Consider the following 18,192-nt stretch of genomic DNA (forward strand, 5'->3'; position numbering starts at 1 on the left):
CCGTGGAGACTCGGCCGTGCCACCGCGCGGATCACACTCACTCGGCACCGAGTTCGACGCGAAGTGCGGGGTCGTTCACCATCTCCGGCGGAAGTGCGATGGTCTCCTCGGTTCGCCACCGCGCGTGCCAAATGGGGACGCCGCCGGGCAGGTCCAGCTCGCGCGGGGTGGTGAGCAAGGGCAGGTCCAGGCGGGCGGAGGCGACGGTGACGGTCGCGTTCGTCGGCGTGTGCGACCACACGTCGTCGACCGCGTTGGTGATCCGGACGCCGAGGCGGTGGCCGGTGGCCAGGCGGGCGTCCTGCCAGAGCAACCGGATCTCGGATTCGGGGCGGACCGGGGCGATGCCACGGGTGATGACCGTGGCACGGCCGTCGGGGGCGATGTCGTAAAGCTCCAGTGCGACAGTCGCTTCGGGCGGGCCGGAGAGGGTCAGCGCAGCAGTGGCCCGGCCCGCCAGATGAACGGGCTCGGTGACCGGCGCCGAGATCGACCAGATTTCCCGGTCCGCGCCGGGCAACAGACCACGATCGTTGTAGTTCCCGGTGCGCAAGGCGACCGACGCCCGCCGGGAATCCGTAGGCGGCCACACGGTTTCACCGCGCCAACCGCCGTCGAACTGGCCGACGGTCACCGGAGGACCCGGCACCTCCACATCGGCGCCCGCCACGTGTTTGTCCAGGAATGCGTAGAGCTCCGAGCCGAATTGGGGTGTGCCGCACTTTTCCCGGCAGTCCGAGTGGCCCCATTGGCCGAACCAGGCGCGATGTTCGCCGGGGCCTCTGGCTTCCCATGCCTCGATGATGCGGTCGGCTCGGGTGTTGGAGTCGAGGAAGCTCTGGCCGAGGAACATCGGGGTGGTGTTGCCGCGGACGGCCTCGACCATGTCGCGCTCGCGCCAGTCCGGGTTGGCGGCGTTGTGGTCGGTGGTGAGGGCGAGGTAGCGGGCGGCGCAGTCCTGGGTCATCTGGATCGCATTGGCTTTGTACTCGTCGCCGTCGTCGGGGTGGCCCGGGGTCGAAGCGATGGCCAGGTGTTCCGCGCCCGCGGTGTCGGCGGGGCGAATCCCGTCCTCGGTCAACGGTTTTCCACCGAATTTCCACGCAGTGCCCTGCATGTAGAGGTACGAGTACGGATCGACCACCGGCTCGAACGCCGCCACCGCGGCCAGCCCCTTCGGCTTCGCGGCCAGCGCCATCATCCCGGTCCACCCCTCGTAGGACGTCCCGACCACACCGACCCGACCCGTCGACCACGGCCTGCTCGCCGCCCACTCCACCGCCGCCGCCACATCCGACCGCTCCCCCGGGCCACCGAAATCCGGGCATCCGTTGGACCCACCGAACCCGCGCAGATCGACGATCACATACGTGTATCCGGCCCGCAGCGCCCACTCGACCGGCAGGTTATCGGTCGACGGCCCACCACCGGGCCTAGGCTGGGACAGGTAGGCCAGATGGGCCCGGTACGGACTCGCCGTCAACAACACCGGAGTCCGCGCGTCAGCCGCCACACCCGGCGGCCGAAGGACATCAGCGTGCAGCCGAGTCCCGTCCGGCGCGGTGAAATACTCCTGCGTCCACGTGAACGCCACATTCACCGGCTCGGCCGTGACCGGCGCTGCCATCCCGAGCACCAACGCCACTCCGGCCACCGCCCGCGCCACCACAACACCCAATCGCACCCCCGGACTATTGCCGGTCGTCGCCTCGCCGTCCAGCCCCGATTATCCGGGGCGTGTCGCCCGGGTCACCCGCATCCAACTCGGTGAGCAACTCCAGGCTGTCTCGATACAGCGCCCGCTGCTCAGGTTCGTCATAGGACGCCGCAGAGGATCGGACCGGTGTACGCCGCACCAGATATTGACCAGTGATCCCCTCGCGGGCCGGCGCCGCGGCCAGCCATACGAGGTCCGCGCCGGATCCTTGCGGCGTGCGGACACCGGGGAGTACGACGAGGGCGCGGGCGATCGTCTTCCAGGCCAGCCGCTGGAAAGCGCCCGCGTCTCTGGCCAATCCGGTTCCAGGCATCAGACCTGGGTCGAACGCGTTCACCGTGATGTCACGCGGGGCCAACTCGCGAGCGAGGTGGTAGGCGGTTCGCAGGTTCGCCAGCTTCGAGGTGGTGTAGCGGCGACGAGCGTCGCGCTGTGCGGATTCGGTCGGCGGCGGCGGGTAGGCCAATTCGTGTGCTGTGGCGTGCAGTGGGTGCGGCATCCCGGTGAACTGGTCGGGGTCATGGGTTCCCGAGGACACCAGGAGAATTCGCGCCGGTGCGGTGAAGTGGTCGAGCAGATCGAGGATGAGGCCGAGATGGCCGAGGTGATTGGTGGCGAAGGTCGCTTCCATACCGTCTGCGGTGAGGGTCCGACGAGTGAACTGCACGCCCGCGTTGCACACCAGGCCGGCCAGCGGTGGCAGGTCGGCGGAGACGAGTTCGGCGACGAACGCGCCGACCGACGATCGCGAGGACAGGTCGAGCGCCATACCGTGCGCACCGATCGTCGCGGCCAGCTCCCGAGTTCGAGTCGCGTCGCGACCGGTGATCACCACCGTGTTGAGCGGGTCGAGCGCGAGGATCCTGGCGCATTCGTAGCCGAGCCCGCTCGTGCCGCCGGTGACGACGAATGTTCTGTCACTTGATGTCATATGGCACAGTCTGCCATATATGGCTGTCGTGCGACACTGTCTCGATGTCGCTGCGGGAACTCAAACGGGAACGGACCAGGCAGTCCATCGTCGACACCGCGTTCCGCCTGTTCGCCGAACGTGGCTTCGACGGCGTCACCGTCGCCGAGATCGCGGCAGCTGCGGAAGTCGGCACCCGCACCCTGCACCGCTACTTCACCAGCAAAGAAGAGCTGGTCTTCCCCGAAGACGATGACCTGCGCGCCGACCTGGCCCGACTCCTCGCCGAACGCCCCGAAGGCGAACACCCCGAAACCACCCTCGCCGTCGTCATCACCCCACTGATCAGCAGATTCGGCGGCGAACAACTCGCCCAGGCGCGCACCCGCGACGCCCTGATCACCAGCACGCCGGCGCTACAGGCCCGCGACCTGGCCAAACAGGCCGCCGTGGAAAAGCTCATCGAACACCACCTGGCCCGCCAACTGGGCGTCGCTGTCGACAGCGACGTGCGGCCTGCCCTGTGGGCGAAGATCGGGATGGCGTGCTTCTTCTCCGCGTACCGAGTCTGGCTCCACGAAGGCGGCGACCTCGACCGACACCTGATCGATGCCCGCGCGGCGTTGGCCGAATCCGTTCCCCGACGCACGTGACGCGCCACCAACCCGGCCAGATCGCTCGCTGCGGGCGAACTGATCGAGGGACCAACTTCGTCGTCGGTTCGGGCATTCATCCGGATCAGGGGATGTAATCTGGCTGCCTTCAGGGGGATTCGGAGCGGTCCCCTCCAGGGAGGGAAGTCCGAATGGTGGGCAGTGTCGTATCAGCCTGTGGTGCAAGGCGTTCAGTGGTCAAGCGCGGTCAGCTGCGCTCGGTTCTGATCGCAGTTTCGGCCGTGCTGTGCTTGACCGGTACTCCCACGGCGGTCGGTAGTGCGGATCCGCTGACCACTCCGCAGAACGACCCGTTCTACACCCCGCCGTCGGGCTGGGACTCGCAGGTACCGGGCGCCATCCTGAATTCGCGACCCGTCGAGGTGGCCTCGCTGACGCCACAGGCGCAGGACGCCGACGCCTGGCAGTTGCTGTATCGAACGACCGATACCGACGGCCGACCCATGGCGACCGTGACGACGGTGCTGCGCCCGCGAACCGGTCAGGTCAAAGGATTGATCACCTATCAGGCTGCCACGGATGCCTCGGCCCCACAGTGCGCACCCTCCTACGTGCTCCGGCAAGGAGCGCCGGACAAGTACGACTCCTCGTTGGATCTCATTCAGATCGAGCAGATGTTGTCGTCCGGTCATGCGATTTCCGTACCCGACTGGGAGGGGCCGAAGGGGACGCTGTTCGCCCCGAGACAGCCGGGTTACGCCGCGCTCGACGGAGTGCGCGCGGCCCAGGGATTCGCGCCGCTCGGCCTGTCCGGCACCGATACTCCGGTTGCCGCGATGGGCTACTCCGGCGGAGCGTACGGCACCAGCTGGGTCGCGCACGTGCAGCCGACCTACGCTCCCGAAATACGACTGGTCGGCGTCGCCATGGGTGGAGGGACAGCGCCCATCGGCAGTTACATGGGGACGCTCGATGCCGGTCCGTTCTCCGGTTTCCTGCCGTCGCTCCTGCCGGGCATGCTGCGCGCCGATCCACGTCTGGCGGCGGCCTTCGACAAATACCTGACGCCTGCCGGGCAAGCGCTGATGGCCGCCGGGGACAGCAAATGCGTGACGCCGAACGTGGCTCAGCACGCGTTCCTGCGCATGGACGACTACCTGACGATCCCTTTTTCGCAACTCATCGAGCAGATACAAGAGTCGTTGGCCGAGTTGGACTTCAGCCCCTCGTCGCAGACCGCGCCGCTGTTCCTCTACAACGCCGTGCACGACGAGATCGTCACCATCGCGGGGCCCGACAGGGCGGTGGCACAGTGGTGCGCATCGGGGGCCCGAATCACCTATACGCGGGACCAATTGAGCGAGCACGTCAGTCTCGCGATCAGCGCGACTCCCGCGGTCCTGCGTTGGATCGATGAGCGTCTGGCAGGGCAGCCCGCGCCGGACGGTTGCCCGACGCGCACGGTGACGTCCATGTCGCTCGGTGGTTCATAGCGCGCTACCTCGCCGGGCATCTGTGCCCGGATACAGACGAGTCCACCCGCCGCGTGATCGCGTTCTGTGATCACGGGGCGGGTGGACTCGACACCGTTTACTGCATACCCACTGCGTACGGAACGGGCCGATCAGGCCCGTTCCCACAGGTCAGGATCACACGTCGTAGTAGAGCTCGAACTCGTACGGGTGCGGGCGCAGGTTGACCGGGGCGATCTCGTGCTCGCGCTTGATGTTGATCCAGGTCTCGATGAGGTCAGGCGTGAAGACGTTGCCCTCGGTGAGGTAGTCGTGGTCCGCCTCGAGGCGATCGATGACCGTGGCCAGGCTGGTGGGGGCCTGGGGGATGTTCTTGGCCTCCTCCGGCGGGAGCTCGTAGAGGTCCTTGTCGACGGGGGCCATCGGCTCGATCTTGTTCTTGATGCCGTCCAGGCCCGCCATCATCATGGCGGCGAAGGCCAGGTACGGGTTGCCCGAGGAGTCAGGCGCGCGGAACTCGATGCGCTTGGCCTTCGGGTTGTTGCCGGTCACCGGGATACGCACGGCAGCCGAGCGGTTGCGCTGCGAGTACACCAGGTTGATGGGGGCCTCGTAGCCCGGCACCAGACGGTGGTACGAGTTCACGGTCGGGTTGGTGAACGCCAGCAGCGACGGGGCGTGGTGCAGGATGCCGCCGATGTAGTGACGCGCCAGATCCGAGAGGCCACCGTAGCCGGCCTCGTCGTGGAACAGCGGCTTGCCGTCCTTCCACAGCGACTGGTGCACGTGCATGCCCGAGCCGTTGTCACCGAAGAGGGGCTTCGGCATGAAGGTGACCGACTTGCCGGCCTTCCACGCGGTGTTCTTCACGATGTACTTGAACAGCTGCAGGTCGTCCGCCGCCGAGAGCAGCGTGCCGAACTTGTAGTTGATCTCGGCCTGACCGGCGGTGCCGACCTCGTGGTGCCCGCGCTCGAGCTCGAAGCCCGCGTTCTGCAGGTTGGTCGAGATCTCGTCGCGCAGGTCGACGTAGTGGTCGTACGGTGCGACGGGGAAGTAGCCGCCCTTGTTGCGGACCTTGTAGCCGAGGTTGCGGCTGCCGTCCGGGTTGAACTCCTTGCCGGTGTTCCACGAGCCCGAGACGGACTCGATCTCGTAGAACGAGCTGTTCATCTGCGAGCCGTAGCGAATGCCGTCGAAGATGTAGAACTCGGCCTCGGCACCGAAGTACGCGGTGTCGGCGATACCGGTCGAACGCAGGTACTCCTCCGCCTTACGCGCGATGTTGCGCGGGTCGCGGGAGTACGCCTCACGGGTGAACGGGTCGTGCACGAAGAAGTTCAGGTTGAGCGTCTTCGCGGCACGGAACGGGTCGATCCGGGCGGTGCTGAAGTCGGGGAGCAGGAGCATGTCCGACTCGTCGATCGACTGGAAGCCACGCACCGAGGAGCCGTCGAACGCCAGACCCTCTTCCGCCAGGTCAGCGGTGAACGCCTTGGCCGGGATCGAGAAGTGCTGCTGGACGCCGGGCAGGTCGGAGAAGCGGATATCGACGTATTCGATGTCCTCTTCCTTGATGTACTGGATGACCTCTTCGGCCGTGCTGAACGTCACTTGCTCTCCTTACGAATCGGTTCCCAGCCAGTCGCGATGCTGGCCCTTTCGAACGACCTGCGCGCAGTCGCCACGAAGGGGTTCGTCGCGACCTGACGCTAAGGACGCGGTGTTTCCCAACAGTCAAGGCTGTGTTTCGCCAGTGTTACGCGAGCCGGATACCTGGGTGATGTCAGCCATCCGGGCGCGACCTTCACGCTAATCCTGCCATCCGCGTGATCCCGCGCTGACGTGACCTCCATTAATGCGGTCGTGGGCGGCCGATCGCGCGCCACTATCCTGGGAGCCATGGCGCGTATTACCGGCACATGGCTATCCGGATCCCCGGGCGAACCCGGCGACTCGGACATCTCCGGCTACCCCGGTGAGCTGTACGGGTTGCCGCGCGAAGGAGCGGGCTCCCTCGCCCCCACTTGGCGCCGAGTCGTCGCGCTGTTCATCGACTGGTTCATCGCGGTCGGGATCGCCGCGGTGATCACCCGCAGCTTCGTATCGTCGTCGGTGCCGCTGCTGGTGTGGTTCGTGGTCGGCGTGGCCGCGGTGACGCTGTTCGGGTTCACCCCTGGCCAGTACTTCATGAAGTTGCGGGTGCTGCGCATCGACGCACCGGTGGCGGTGGGATTCGTGCGCGCGCTGGCCAGGCAGGTGCTGCTGGTGTTCGTGGTGCCCGCGCTGTTCACCGATGCCGACGGCCGCGGCATGCACGACCGGGCGACCGGGACGGCACTGGTCAACGCTCGCTGAGCTGTTTGGACCTGCTCGTAGTCGCGCACAGCAATACGATCAGGCCGTGTCACTGAATCCGGCCATGTTGGCCGTGCGTTTTCTGCTCGAATTGATCGCCATCGCCTCGTTCGGCGTCTACGGATGGCGCGCTTTCGACTCACCGTGGCGGTACCTGCTCGTGGTGGTGCTGCCGATCGCGGCCGCGACGCTGTGGGGTGTGTTCACCCTCCCCGACGATCCGGGACGCGGCGGCGGTTCGCCGGTGCCCGTCTCCGGCCCGGTCCGGTTGCTCGTCGAGTTCGCTGTGCTCTTCGGTGGCGCCGCGGCACTGTGGGCCGCTGCGCTGCCGCGCCTCGCCTTGATCTCGGCGGCAGTTCTCGTCGGTTACCACCTACTGGCGTACGACCGGGTTCTGTGGCTGCTGACCGGCCGCTCACCCAACGCCTGAAACGTCGCGAGCCCGTCACCTTCGCAAGGTGACGGGCTCGTGGCGGGAGTGGGTCAGCGGCGACGGATCGCGCGCTGCATGCCCTTCATTTTCGCGCCGGGGGGCATCGGGCCCTTCGGCATCGCGGGACCACTGCGCGAACTCAGGGCCGAGAGCCTGCCCTCGATCTGGTCGATCCGCTTGACGTCGATGTTGCGCGGCAGCTTGGTGAGGTATTTCTGCAGCTCCTTGAGGGGAGTCTGGCCTTCCTCGTTGCCGACGATCACTTCGTAGATGGGGGTGTCACCGACCAGGCGGGCGGTGCGCTTCTTCTCCTGCTGAATGAGCGATTTGACCCGCTGCGGCGAACCCTCGGCGACGAAGATCACCCCGGGCAGGCCGATGACGCGGTGCACGGCGTCGAGCTGGGTGGTCGCGGCGACGCCGTTGGCGACCCGCCACTTGCCCTGCAGGTTCTCCAGCACCCACGCCGCGGCGCCCGCCTGACCCTCGGCCTTGCGGTACACGTTCTTCTGCACGCGGCGCCCGAACAGGATGAATGCCAGCAGCACACCCAGCAGCAGACCCAGCGGCAGCAGGAACCACTGCATGTCGAAGATCAGCCCGATGAGGAAGAAGACCACCGTGGTGCCGACCAGTGCGCCGATCATCAGCGGCAGCAGCGCCTTGTCTTCCTTGCGCTGCATGTTGAACGCCTGCCACAACTGCTGACGTCGCTCGCGTGATGCCTGCTTACGGGCCGCTTTAGCCGCGGCCCTGGCTTCCTTCGACGGCTTGCCGCCCTTGCCTCCTGCCATGGTGCCAGCTTAGATGGCGCGTCGCCGGACCGTCTGACCGCATCACACCGCGCCACCATCTCGGCGGTTCGGACGCCTTTGCTGGGCGAAGGGCCTCGCCACGGGCCACAATGACTGAGATGCGCCCGATCACCGAGAACACCGCCATGTCCCCCGTCACCGAGGGCGTCGACGACGAGGTCGCACAGCGGCTGGCCGTCGCGTTGCAGTGCGCGACGGTGTCGACCGAGGATCCCGCGCACACCGCCGACGCGGAGTTCGTCCGCCTGGCCACCCACCTGGAGACCTCGTTCCCCCGCGTGCACGCCGAGCTGGCGTTGACGAGGTTCGGCCACAGCAGGCTCTACCGCTGGGACGGCGCCGAGCCGGGCGCGGTGTCGGCCATCCTGCTCGCCCACCAGGACGTGGTGCCCGCCGACGACGCGCAACGCTGGACCCATCCCCCGTTCGCCGGTGTCGTCGACGACGACTTCATCTGGGGCCGTGGCGCGATCGACGACAAGAGCCGCGTGCTCGCCGTCCTGGAGGCGGTCGAGGGGGCATTGGCGGCCGGAATTCGCCCGCGCCACACCATGTTCCTCGCCTTCGGTCACGACGAAGAGGTCTTCGGCGACGGCGGCGCGGTCCGGATGGCCGAGCACCTGCGCAAGGAGAACGTGCGCGCGGAGTTGCTGCTCGACGAGGGCGGGGTGATCACCGACGGCGTCGCCGACGGGGTCGACCGGCCGGTGGCCAGCATCATGCTCGGCGAGAAAGGCTATGCGACGATCCGGCTTTCGGTCACCGAGACCGGCGGTCACTCCTCGATGCCGGGCAAGCAGACCGCGGTGGGACGACTGGCACGTGCGGTCGCGCGCGTGCAGGATCATCCGATGCCGCTGCGGCTGACGCCGGTGATCAGCGACATGCTCGCCCGCATGCGCGAGGCAATGCCCGAACCACGGCGCAGACTGCTCGAACTCACCGACACGCGCGTACTGGCGACACTGGCCGGCCCGCTCGTCGCCCGGATCATGGCGGCGGGCCCGACCACCGAGGCCCTGGTCCGCACCACCACCGCACCCACGGTGATCAGCGGCGGAGTGAAGGCCAATGTGCTCCCACAGAGCGCCGAGGCGCTGGTGAACTTCCGTATCCTGCCCGGTGATTCGGTGGCGGCGGTGCTGGCGCACTGCGCCCGGGTGATCCGCGATATCGGCGTGGCGATCGACCTCGTCGGACCGACGTCGGAGCCCTCCCGGTTCACCGAGCCGGGTCCGGCTTACGACCTGGTCGCCGAACTGGCCTCCAGCGTGGTGCCCGGAATCGTGACCACCACCGGAATCGTGCCCGGCGCCACCGATTCACGCCACTACGACGGCTTGGCCGTGACTCGGTGCAACTTCGCGCCGATCGTGGTGAACGCGGCGGATCTGGAACGTATCCACGGAACCGACGAGCGGATCTCGCGGCTCAACTACGCTCGGCTGATCGAGTTCAACCGGCGTCTCATCGAGCGGCTCGCCGCGGCGCCCGGAGCAGGAGGAGCGCCACGATGACGACCGACACCGGCGAGTTCGCGGGGCACGGCGGCAAGATCGCTTGGCGCGCATGGCAACCCGAGACGGCGCCGCGCGCGGTGGTGGTGCTGGTGCACGGCGTCGCCGAACACTCGGGCCGCTACGAATACGTCAGCACCACACTGACCGACGCGGGTTTCGCCGTCTACGCGCTCGACCACATCGGGCACGGCCTGTCCGAGGGTGCGGCGGCCAATATCGGTTCGATGCAGGGCGCCGCCGACAATGTCGCGACTCTGCTCGGTCTCGCGAGCGCCGCCCATCCCGGTGTCCCCCGGTTCCTGCTGGGGCATTCGATGGGCAGCCTGGTGGTGCTGCACCTGGCGACTCGCGGGCCGCTCGACGTGGCGGGCGTCATCGTGTCCGCGCCACCCCTCGACATCCCGCTCGGCAATCCGATCCAGCGCCTGGCCGCTCCGCTGCTCACCCGGCTCGCGCCGAATCTCGGTGTGCTGACTCTGGATTCGTCCACGATCAGCCGCGATCCCGCAGTGGTTCGCGCCTACGACGACGACCCGCTGGTCTTCCGCGGCAAGCTGCCCGCGCGCACCGCGGTGGAGATCCTGCAACACACCGCACTGGTGAAACAGCGCCTCGGCGCGCTCACCGCGCCACTGCTGGTGCTGCACGGCACCGCCGACGTGATCGCGTCTCCGTCGAGCGCCGACCTTCTCGAACGTGACGCGGGCTCGACCGACGTGACAGTGCTGCGCTACCCCGGGCTCTACCACGAGGTGTTCAACGAACCCGAGCGCGCGCAGGTGCTCGGCGATGTCACCGACTGGCTGTCAGCCCATGTTACCGGTCAGTAAGTTCCCGTGCGGGTGACCTAGTAGACTCTGCTCATGACCACGTCTTCCGGCGCCGTTGCCTTCATCCGCGCGAGCTGGCACAGCTCCATCGTCAACAAGGCGCACGAGGGCTTCCTCGCCGAATACACGGGCTTCGGGTTCGATCCCGAGGTCGTCGAGGTGTTCGACGTCCCCGGAGCCTTCGAGATCCCCCTGCACGCCCAGCGCCTGGCCCGCACCGGCCGCTACGACGCCATCGTCGCCGCGGCCCTGGTCGTCGACGGCGGCATCTACCGCCACGACTTCGTCGCCTCCGCGGTGATCGACGGCCTGATGCGCGTGCAGCTCGACACCGATGTGCCGGTGTTCTCGGTGGTGCTCACCCCGCACCACTTCCACGAGCACAGCGAGCACGTGGACTACTACACCAACCACTTCGTGACAAAGGGAGCCGAGGCTGCCCGCGCGGTGGCGAACACCCTCAGCTCCCTGCGGTCACTGCCCGCTTCGCACTGACCTACTTGAACTGGTTCAGGCAGGCCTGTTCGCCGCTGAGGACGCCGGTGCGGAACGCCTCCAGGCGCTGATATCCGCTCGGCACCACCTTGCCGTTGACGTCGGAGGCCGCGAGGCCGTCGGCGAGCAGGCCCGAGACCGCTTCGTCGAGGTCACCGGCCGACAGGCGCGGATCACTGCTCGGCTCACTGAGTTTCGTGGTCAGCACGCCCGTCAGGCACGCGGTGCGCAGGCCCGCGGAATCGGCACCCGACAGTGAGAGCTTGCGATCCTGCTGCACCGCGAGGGCATAGCGGGACACGAACACCGCCGCCGCGTTGTAGTCGCCGGTGACGACCGCCGACAGCGGCTCCTCCTTGGTGCTGGAGCCCTCTCCCGCGCGCTTGGCCATGGCGGGAATGTCGGTGCCGATGGTGTTGGAACCCGGGCAGTAGGAGACCGGCTCGGTGGTGGTCGTCGAGGAGCAGTTGCGGGTGACGCCGACGTAGTCGAATTTCGGCGCGTTCTTCACCGGCATCGACTTGCCCAGCTGGGCGGCCAAGGTGGTCAACGTCTCCTTGTTCACCGGCAGCTGCTTGTCTCGTTCATCCTCCTCGAAGGTGACGGGCAGACCGGCGCGACGCTTCTCGATCTCGTCCTCGTTGATGTCCTTGCAGGACTTGGCGCCCTGGGTGTAACCCATCTGTACCGCGGTGACCCGCTCGAACGCCGAACCGTGGACGGCGTCGGGATCATTGGGGTCGCGGTCGCGTACGGCGACGGTGGCGCCGAGTACACCGTTGAGGCCGTCGGTGGTGTTGAGCGTGAAGTGCTTCGAATTGCCTTCTGCCACATGGCGAAGGAACACACCGGCCAGGCAGTCGGCCTGCTGCTCCTTGACCAGCGCGTCGGTGAGGAACCCGCGCAGCAGGTCGGCCTGAGACTGGATGGCGTGCCCGTATTCGTGGGCGAGCACCATCACCACCGACATCTCCTTGTACTTGTCGACCAGCAGCGGCAGCAGGACGGTACGGTCCCAGCCGATGGTGTGGTCGAGCGGGCAGTAGGCGGCGTTGACCAGCTTGTAGGTGCTGCTCTTGCAGAACTGCACCGACTCCGACTCCGGCGCTTTCGCTGACCACGAGATGTACTTCGAGGCGGGCTTGAAGTTGCCCCGGAAAGTCTTGGAATACTCGGTCTGCCAGTACTCTTCGATGTCGGCGATGGCATTGAGAGCCAGCTTGTCGATCTTGCCGTTGTCGCCGTTGTCGGCCTTCTTGTCCGTGTCGGGCACACCGGGACGCGACCCGCTGGGACCGGTGGACGACGCCGCCCCCGCCACCTCCCACGGGTTGTCCATCACCGGCTGCGCCTGGTCGCTGGCGACTGTTGTCGCGCCGCAACCGGATACGAGCACGCCGATGCTCACCAAAGCCGCCATGGTCGCGCCGAACCGATGTCTTCTCATGCGCTGTCCTCCCCGGAAAAGACGCGGACGCCGTGCGGTCCGCGATCGAGCGATCACATGGTAAACGACTACTGTCACAAGCCCATTCGGATCGTCGCCAGCACCGCGCGATGGTCGGAGCCGGGGATGGTGAGCGTGCGGATCTGTTCTGCCACCCCACCTGCGACGAGGATGTGATCGATCCCGATCACCGGTCCCCAGCGGCGATCCGCCGGATAGGTGAGCAGCACACCGTCACCGGTCTGGGCGGCGGCCGAGGCGAACGCGCCGTCGAGCAGCGCTCGGTAGGCCGAATGATCTTGTGTCGCATTGAAATCCGCGCCGACGATCGCGGGTGCGCTGGTCGCCGCGAGGATCTCGTCGACCTCGCGCATCTCCGCCGACCAGGCTCCGAAGTCGATGTTGGGCGGGATCGGATGGAAGGCGAACACCGGCATCGGGCCACGCTGCGGGTGTTCCATGATCGCGGAGATATTGCTCATGATGAAGCCGTCGTATTTCTTGGTGTCGCGCAACGGGTATCGGCTGTAGATGCCGGTGCCGCCACCGCCCGACTGCGCCGGTTCGAGATAGAAGTAGGGCAGCCGCTCTTCGAGTCCGGCCCCGCGCAGACCCACGATCGAGTCGACGGTCAATTCCTCGACGGTGAGTACGTCGACGTTGTTGTCACGCACCGCACCGACCACGGCGCCCGGGTCGGCCTTGCCGAAGAGGATATTCGACTGCATCACCACCAGTTCCGGCCCTTGCGCCGCCCTGGCCTCCGGAATGTAGGACGGCACCACCAGCCACGCTGCGCCCGCGAGCACCAGGACCGCGGCCCCCGAACTGCGCCATCCCCGCGCGAGCAGCATCAGCACCAGCCCCACGACCGCACCGAGCATCAACCACATCGCCCCCGACGCCAACAACACCATCGACTTCTGGCGCCAGTCCACGACGTGCAACACGATCCCGACGACCGCCGCGACCACCGCGCCCCACCCCAGGACGAGCAACGCTCGTTCCACCCATTTACGCATCATGGCGCCACCCTAAGCGGCCCCACTTGTCACTCCCTTGTGAGCGTCTTGAAGAGTGGAGGCCGTGTACATCGAAGAATTCACCGCCGCGGGACCGCTCACCGAGCAGGCGGTCGAGGCGCTGATGACCGTCGCGAACAGATACACCTCGGCGCTCACCCTGACCGTCGGCGAGCGCACCGTACAGCTACCGGTGCTGCCGGTGTGCTGGGACGAGCTGCCCGTGCGCGCGGGCACCACGATCACCGTCGAAGCCGATCGCGGTTACCGGCCCGCCGACCTCGAAGATCGCACCGCGCTGACCGACTTCGTCTCGACCTTCCAGCGCGCGACCGGGCAACCCTAGAGCGGCAGTCCTGCCTCGATCCAGTTGTAGGCCTGGATCTTTCGGGACTCGGGGTCGTTGACCACCTGGTTGATCAGGTCGTTGATCTGGTCGTTGGACAGGGGGTAGCCGTAGTGCTCGGCCGCGCCCGCCGACGCCCACAGGGACGCGAAGAGTCCCGGACCGCCGAGGATATGGGCCAGGGCGGTGGCGACCTCTTCGACGGTCTCGATGACGCCGTGCACGAGCGCGATCGCGATGTCCTCGTCGCCGGGCGGCATGCCGGGGGCCAGCGCACCGGATTCGACGGCGCGCTGGGCCAGCCAGGCGCGCGGAACCAGGGGGCTCGGGCCGATGGCGTCACCGAGGTAGTAGCGCCATTCGCCCGGGTTGCCCTGGTCGAAGGCGTGGATGTAGAAGGTGCGGGTGAGCGCCCACAGGGCGATGTAGCGCAGGGCGAGCTGTTCGGCGCCGAGCAGTGAATCGGGGCCGTCGGCGCGGTCGTGCTCCAGCTGATTCCAGGCGAAGCGGAACCAGACCTGTTCGGAGTTGCCGACCCAGGTGGCGGGCAGACGGTCGGCCAGTACGGCCAGGTCGCCTACCGGGCCGTCGACGGAGGTATCACCGGAGGCCTCCACGCGCAGGTTGTCGACGTACCCGCGCAGGGCGTCGACGGAGGTGAACACCGCGTAGCCCAGCTGGGCGAAGCGGGTGAGGTCGGCATTGGACGGTTCGAGCACGAGTACCACCGGCATGCCGACGCCCGGCTGCAGACCTTCGGGCCAAAAAGCCTCGGCGACAGCGAGTTCGCGCCCGGTGACCGGGTCGGAGACCTCGCTGTCGAGCAGCGGGAAGCCGAAGCCGTCGGCGACGAGGTCGTCGACGAGAGCGTTGACCTGGTCCACCGCGGGATCGCCGACGGTCACCCCGGCCACACCCACCGTCAGCAGGGTCGGGCGGTGCAGCTTGCCGGTGCGCAGCTTTTCGAGGAAGGCATCGGCCGAGGCAGAGAGCAGTTTGCGGCGGGCGCGCAGGAACTCGCGATAGTTCTCCACCCGCCACAGCGACGGGTCGGTCGGAATCCACTGCGAGGCGAGCGCACCCGGGTTGCGGCGCTCCACCTCGGCGAAGTATTCGGCGGGCTCGCGCTCGCCGAGCTCGGCCTCGGACCCGGGGCCGAGGAAGCAGAAGTTGGCGATCGCGTTGATTTCGTTGCGTTCGTAACCGGCATCGCGCAGCAGCGTTTTCGGGAACAGGTAGTGCACCTGCACGGGCGTGCGCTCACCGAACTGCTCGATACCGAGTTCCGAGCCGCTGCCGAGATCGCGCGAACCGTCGACGCGGGTCAGCATGTAGAGCAGCGGATAGAACCGGGACCCGCGGGTGGCGCCGGCGAAATCGTCGGCGCACAGGTCGAGCGAGCCGCCGCGCAGCCGTTCCAGCGAGCCGATCAGCGCGTCGATGCCGCCGCGCTCGAGCGTGTCGTAGTCCTGCTGCAGGAAGGTCTCGGTGGAGCCGCTGAACCGGCCCCACAGCGCCGAATGCACGTACCAGTACAGCACCCGGTCGCGGTGCAGATCGTTGTCGAATCGGCCGCCGTTGAGAAACAGCAGCCGAGTGATCACCGGAATCGCGTAGCGCCCCATCAGGACTCGGTCGTGGTCGAGTCCGAGCCTGCCCGCCACGGTGTCGAGGAAGGTATCGACCTGCTCGGTGGTGTCCACCAGCGCCTGTTCGAATTCCGCGGGCGCGAGATCACCGAGCGCGTCGAAGTGCGCGCGCCCGTTGCCGACCGCGATCACATTGCGCAGCAACCAGTCCAGGGTGAAGGTGTAGCCGTCTTTGTCCCAGCGGATCAGGTGGTCGCGCAGGTTGCCCCTGGCCTGCGGCCACTGCGCGCACAGCGTGGCCAGCGCGAGGTCGCCCTTGGACAGCTTGGTGCCGCCGGAGTTGACCCGGTTGAAGATGTCGACCACCTCGTCGACCGTGCGATCCGATCCGGTGATGGTCTCGACATTGAACTCGCGGTTGGCGACCTCGCGAACCTTGTTCAGCCGATCGAGATAGAGCGCAAGGGTTTCCGGCGACTCGTCCGGGAACCTGGACAGGTAGTGCATCGGGCCCTGGGCGAACAGTTCGGTGATGTCGATCCAGGCCGGCGCGGTATCGCGGCCGGGCACCTGGAATTCGAAAAGCTCACGCTCGACATCGAAATGCAAACCGGTGAAAGCGATCTCGTCGCCTTCGAAGAACGACGGCGCCGTCCCGCGCATGATCCCGTAGAGGGTGGTGATGCGCTGTTGCCCGTCGAGCAGCAACTGGCGCAGCCCCGAGCCGGTCGTCGACCCGCGGACCGCGATGTCCTCGGACCCGGTCTCCCACACCAGCAACCCACCGACCGGATACCCCAGGTACAGCGACCGCATGAGTCCGCGCACCTGATCGCGGTTCCACACGTAGCCACGCTGGAATTCGGGCAGCAGCACAGCACCGGAGTCGATCTGGTCGAGCAGGGAGGACAGACGTGTCACGGCAGCCTTTCGATCGAGATCCGGTGGCAGGCAAGCGCCCCATCGTTGCACGAATCGTACCGACACATCCCGACATGCCAGCGGCCGAATGGAACTGGTGCGGTCACTCCATCCCGGACACAGCGGCCCGGAAGGCGTCGGAGGCGTAGAACGGGGCCAGCCTGCGGCGCAGCACGGTATCGAGATAGCCACGCTCGTCGAGTGTTTCCAGGACCGGCGGGCCGAAACGCAGCGCCTCTTCGAGCATCTCCGCGCGCCCTACGCCCAGCTCAGCCAGCAATTCGGCAAGGGGGGTGTCGCCGTATTTGTCGAAGACGTGGTCGACGCCTTCGTCGAGCAGGGCGCGGAAGTAGTCGGTATCGCGGAAGGTGCGCCAGAATTCGAAGACGAGCACCACGATGTCTTCGACATCGGTGGCCGAGACCAGATCACGGAACGAGCCGACCGCGTCGCCGGTGTGTTTGCGCCAGGTCTCGCGGGCGCTGTCGAGCAGCACCTCGTCGACGTCACTGCTGTTGCCGCGCAACACGAATCGCGCGCCGGTGCGGGTGAGCCTGCCGACGCCGCTCTCGATCGCGGGCATCGCGGGTTCGGCCAACCGTGACAGCGCGCCGCGCAACGATCGGACCAGCCCTCCCCCTTCGGGGTGCAGGCCCTCGTCGACCGCGGTGACCACCGCGCGCTGGACCGCCTCGACGCACGCGTCGACGGTCACCGGGCTGTCGAGCACCAGCCGCACCAGACGGTGGGTGAGGTCCAGGTCGGCGACGGCGTCGACCAGCTCGTCGAAGCGGCGGTTGTCGACGAGCTCGCCGACTTCGATCTCGTCGTTGGCGCGATGGTTGTACAAGCGCGTCGCGATCTCGCCGACGAGTTCGGGAATCGCCCCCTCCACCGGAACCTGCACGGCGAACTTGTGCGCGACCGCCTTGATCTGCTCGCGGGTGACCGCCTCGGCCAGCGTCAGCTCCGCGGCCTCGTCGAGCGCACCGTCGATCTCCTCGGTGACGAACTCGAGGAACCCGGCGGGCTCACGCAGCTGCTGCTTGGTGAACGCCACATGCGCGTCGAGCACCCGCATGGCCAGGTCGACGTGCCCGCCACGCCCCGCGTTCGTCTCACCCATACCGCCCAGATTGGCACAGTCCGCGACGCGGTGGGAAAGGGGCACTCACATTGGTTGCCGAGCGACGCGACACGCCGGTTTTCCACCCCAGACTCCGCCCAGATCGCGTTGCGAGAAAGCGCTAGGCGCGGTTTGCTGGCGAGTATGGCATACTGGGTTGCTGAGACTGGGCTGATCGCAAGTGATCGCCATGGCTCACCTACGGAAAAGACTTTTAAAACATGACTCAAGGCACCGTCAAGTGGTTCAACGGCGAAAAGGGCTTCGGCTTCATCGCCCAAGACGGAGGCGGCCCCGACGTCTTCGTTCACTACTCGGCTATCGGCGGCTCGGGCTTCAAGTCCCTCGAAGAGGGACAGCGGGTGGAGTTCGAGGTCGGCCAGGGCCAGAAGGGCCCGCAGGCCCAGGACGTCCGCGCCATCTGATTTCGGCGTGAACTGAAAAAGCCCCGCACCACTGGTGCGGGGCTTTTTCATGTCCGGACCCGGTGAGCGGACGGTAACCCAGTCGTGTCAGCACGTCACTCCACGGAAATAAACGAGCTCTAGATTCCTGGATACGAGTTTGGATCCAAACT

17 protein-coding genes are annotated in these 18,192 nt (G+C 67.0%); 9 read left to right on the forward strand and 8 right to left on the reverse strand.

What is annotated here, in order from left to right; all coding sequences use genetic code 11:
- Nucleotides 1-37 precede the first annotated feature (37 nt).
- Nucleotides 38-1,684, reverse strand: a complete 1,647-nt coding sequence (locus tag ASD42_RS24965) for a CocE/NonD family hydrolase (RefSeq protein WP_235569818.1) — start codon at nucleotides 1,682-1,684, stop codon at nucleotides 38-40.
- Nucleotides 1,685-1,691: 7 nt separating this feature from the next.
- A complete protein-coding gene (locus tag ASD42_RS24970) occupies nucleotides 1,692-2,648 on the reverse strand; it encodes an SDR family NAD(P)-dependent oxidoreductase (RefSeq protein WP_056821060.1) in 957 nt (318 codons plus the stop codon).
- A gap of 44 nt (nucleotides 2,649-2,692) precedes the next feature.
- On the opposite strand from ASD42_RS24970, the gene ASD42_RS35750 reads away from it, so the two are divergent.
- Together ASD42_RS35750 and ASD42_RS24980 are read left to right on the forward strand one after the other, a co-directional pair.
- Nucleotides 2,693-3,280, forward strand: coding sequence for a TetR family transcriptional regulator (locus ASD42_RS35750; protein WP_056821063.1), 588 nt, complete (start codon nucleotides 2,693-2,695; stop codon nucleotides 3,278-3,280).
- 194 nt (nucleotides 3,281-3,474) lie between these two features.
- The gene (locus ASD42_RS24980; protein WP_235569819.1) at nucleotides 3,475-4,734 is read left to right on the forward strand and encodes a lipase family protein; all 1,260 of its coding nucleotides are present in this window, start codon (nucleotides 3,475-3,477) and stop codon (nucleotides 4,732-4,734) included.
- 156 nt (nucleotides 4,735-4,890) lie between these two features.
- Here ASD42_RS24980 and glnA read toward each other — a convergent pair whose 3' ends face one another.
- Nucleotides 4,891-6,327, reverse strand: coding sequence for a type I glutamate--ammonia ligase (glnA, locus tag ASD42_RS24985; protein WP_056821065.1), 1,437 nt, complete (start codon nucleotides 6,325-6,327; stop codon nucleotides 4,891-4,893).
- 288 nt (nucleotides 6,328-6,615) lie between these two features.
- On the opposite strand from glnA, the gene ASD42_RS24990 reads away from it, so the two are divergent.
- Nucleotides 6,616-7,071 carry an RDD family protein gene (locus ASD42_RS24990; protein ID WP_056821067.1) on the forward strand — a complete coding sequence of 152 codons (456 nt, stop codon included), beginning with the start codon at nucleotides 6,616-6,618 and terminating at the stop codon, nucleotides 7,069-7,071.
- A 46-nt stretch (nucleotides 7,072-7,117) separates the two neighbouring features.
- Nucleotides 7,118-7,501: a YrdB family protein gene (locus tag ASD42_RS24995; RefSeq protein WP_082844365.1), complete on the forward strand. Its 384-nt coding sequence runs from the start codon at nucleotides 7,118-7,120 to the stop codon at nucleotides 7,499-7,501.
- A gap of 53 nt (nucleotides 7,502-7,554) precedes the next feature.
- On the opposite strand, the gene ASD42_RS25000 is transcribed toward ASD42_RS24995, so the two are convergent.
- Nucleotides 7,555-8,298, reverse strand: coding sequence for a DUF4191 domain-containing protein (locus ASD42_RS25000; protein WP_056821069.1), 744 nt, complete (start codon nucleotides 8,296-8,298; stop codon nucleotides 7,555-7,557).
- A gap of 119 nt (nucleotides 8,299-8,417) precedes the next feature.
- Between ASD42_RS25000 and ASD42_RS25005 the strand changes: the two genes are divergently transcribed.
- The 3 genes from ASD42_RS25005 to ASD42_RS25015 are packed head-to-tail and all read left to right on the forward strand — an operon-like array spanning nucleotide 8,418 to nucleotide 11,164.
- Nucleotides 8,418-9,836 (forward strand): M20/M25/M40 family metallo-hydrolase, encoded by a 1,419-nt coding sequence (locus tag ASD42_RS25005; RefSeq protein ID WP_056821071.1) that lies wholly within the window; start codon nucleotides 8,418-8,420, stop codon nucleotides 9,834-9,836.
- Nucleotides 9,833-10,669 (forward strand): alpha/beta hydrolase, encoded by an 837-nt coding sequence (locus ASD42_RS25010; RefSeq protein ID WP_056821073.1) that lies wholly within the window; start codon nucleotides 9,833-9,835, stop codon nucleotides 10,667-10,669. Before ASD42_RS25005 ends, ASD42_RS25010 begins: the two co-directional genes overlap by 4 nt.
- 33 nt (nucleotides 10,670-10,702) lie before the next feature.
- Nucleotides 10,703-11,164 carry a 6,7-dimethyl-8-ribityllumazine synthase gene (locus ASD42_RS25015; RefSeq protein WP_056821074.1) on the forward strand — a complete coding sequence of 154 codons (462 nt, stop codon included), beginning with the start codon at nucleotides 10,703-10,705 and terminating at the stop codon, nucleotides 11,162-11,164.
- Between the two features lies 1 nt (nucleotide 11,165).
- Here the strand turns inward: ASD42_RS25015 and ASD42_RS25020 are convergent, their stop codons facing one another.
- Complete coding sequence (locus tag ASD42_RS25020) at nucleotides 11,166-12,611, reverse strand: metallopeptidase (protein ID WP_056821075.1); 1,446 nt, start codon at nucleotides 12,609-12,611, stop codon at nucleotides 11,166-11,168.
- A 74-nt stretch (nucleotides 12,612-12,685) separates the two neighbouring features.
- A complete protein-coding gene (locus ASD42_RS25025; protein WP_063893736.1) occupies nucleotides 12,686-13,636 on the reverse strand; it encodes an endonuclease/exonuclease/phosphatase family protein in 951 nt (316 codons plus the stop codon).
- Between the two features lie 61 nt (nucleotides 13,637-13,697).
- On the opposite strand from ASD42_RS25025, the gene ASD42_RS25030 reads away from it, so the two are divergent.
- On the forward strand, nucleotides 13,698-13,979 hold the full coding sequence (locus tag ASD42_RS25030; protein WP_131816891.1) for a hypothetical protein: 282 nt from the start codon (nucleotides 13,698-13,700) through the stop codon (nucleotides 13,977-13,979).
- Here the strand turns inward: ASD42_RS25030 and ASD42_RS25035 are convergent.
- Both ASD42_RS25035 and ASD42_RS25040 read right to left on the reverse strand, forming a co-directional pair.
- On the reverse strand, nucleotides 13,976-16,489 hold the full coding sequence (locus tag ASD42_RS25035) for a GmrSD restriction endonuclease domain-containing protein (protein WP_056821078.1): 2,514 nt from the start codon (nucleotides 16,487-16,489) through the stop codon (nucleotides 13,976-13,978). The two genes, ASD42_RS25030 and ASD42_RS25035, sit on opposite strands and share 4 nt — an antisense overlap.
- 103 nt (nucleotides 16,490-16,592) lie before the next feature.
- Nucleotides 16,593-17,615, reverse strand: a complete 1,023-nt coding sequence (locus ASD42_RS25040; protein ID WP_056821079.1) for a hypothetical protein — start codon at nucleotides 17,613-17,615, stop codon at nucleotides 16,593-16,595.
- Between the two features lie 221 nt (nucleotides 17,616-17,836).
- On the opposite strand from ASD42_RS25040, the gene ASD42_RS25045 reads away from it, so the two are divergent.
- Nucleotides 17,837-18,040 (forward strand): cold-shock protein, encoded by a 204-nt coding sequence (locus ASD42_RS25045; protein ID WP_056821080.1) that lies wholly within the window; start codon nucleotides 17,837-17,839, stop codon nucleotides 18,038-18,040.
- The last annotated feature ends 152 nt before the right edge of the window (nucleotides 18,041-18,192 follow it).

Source organism: Nocardia sp. Root136 (assembly GCF_001427185.1).
Classification (GTDB): Bacteria; Actinomycetota; Actinomycetes; order Mycobacteriales; family Mycobacteriaceae; genus Nocardia; species Nocardia salmonicida.

Coding starts and splice junctions, on each gene's coding strand:
- ASD42_RS24970 (WP_056821060.1), bottom strand. CDS start 2,648: ATGACATCAAGTGACAGAACATTCGTCGTCACCGGCGGCACGAGCGGG.
- ASD42_RS35750 (WP_056821063.1), top strand. CDS start 2,693: ATGTCGCTGCGGGAACTCAAACGGGAACGGACCAGGCAGTCCATCGTC.
- ASD42_RS24990 (WP_056821067.1), top strand. CDS start 6,616: ATGGCGCGTATTACCGGCACATGGCTATCCGGATCCCCGGGCGAACCC.
- ASD42_RS25000 (WP_056821069.1), bottom strand. CDS start 8,298: ATGGCAGGAGGCAAGGGCGGCAAGCCGTCGAAGGAAGCCAGGGCCGCG.
- ASD42_RS25005 (WP_056821071.1), top strand. CDS start 8,418: ATGCGCCCGATCACCGAGAACACCGCCATGTCCCCCGTCACCGAGGGC.
- ASD42_RS25010 (WP_056821073.1), top strand. CDS start 9,833: ATGACGACCGACACCGGCGAGTTCGCGGGGCACGGCGGCAAGATCGCT.
- ASD42_RS25015 (WP_056821074.1), top strand. CDS start 10,703: ATGACCACGTCTTCCGGCGCCGTTGCCTTCATCCGCGCGAGCTGGCAC.
- ASD42_RS25020 (WP_056821075.1), bottom strand. CDS start 12,611: ATGAGAAGACATCGGTTCGGCGCGACCATGGCGGCTTTGGTGAGCATC.
- ASD42_RS25025 (WP_063893736.1), bottom strand. CDS start 13,636: ATGATGCGTAAATGGGTGGAACGAGCGTTGCTCGTCCTGGGGTGGGGC.
- ASD42_RS25040 (WP_056821079.1), bottom strand. CDS start 17,615: ATGGGTGAGACGAACGCGGGGCGTGGCGGGCACGTCGACCTGGCCATG.
- ASD42_RS25045 (WP_056821080.1), top strand. CDS start 17,837: ATGACTCAAGGCACCGTCAAGTGGTTCAACGGCGAAAAGGGCTTCGGC.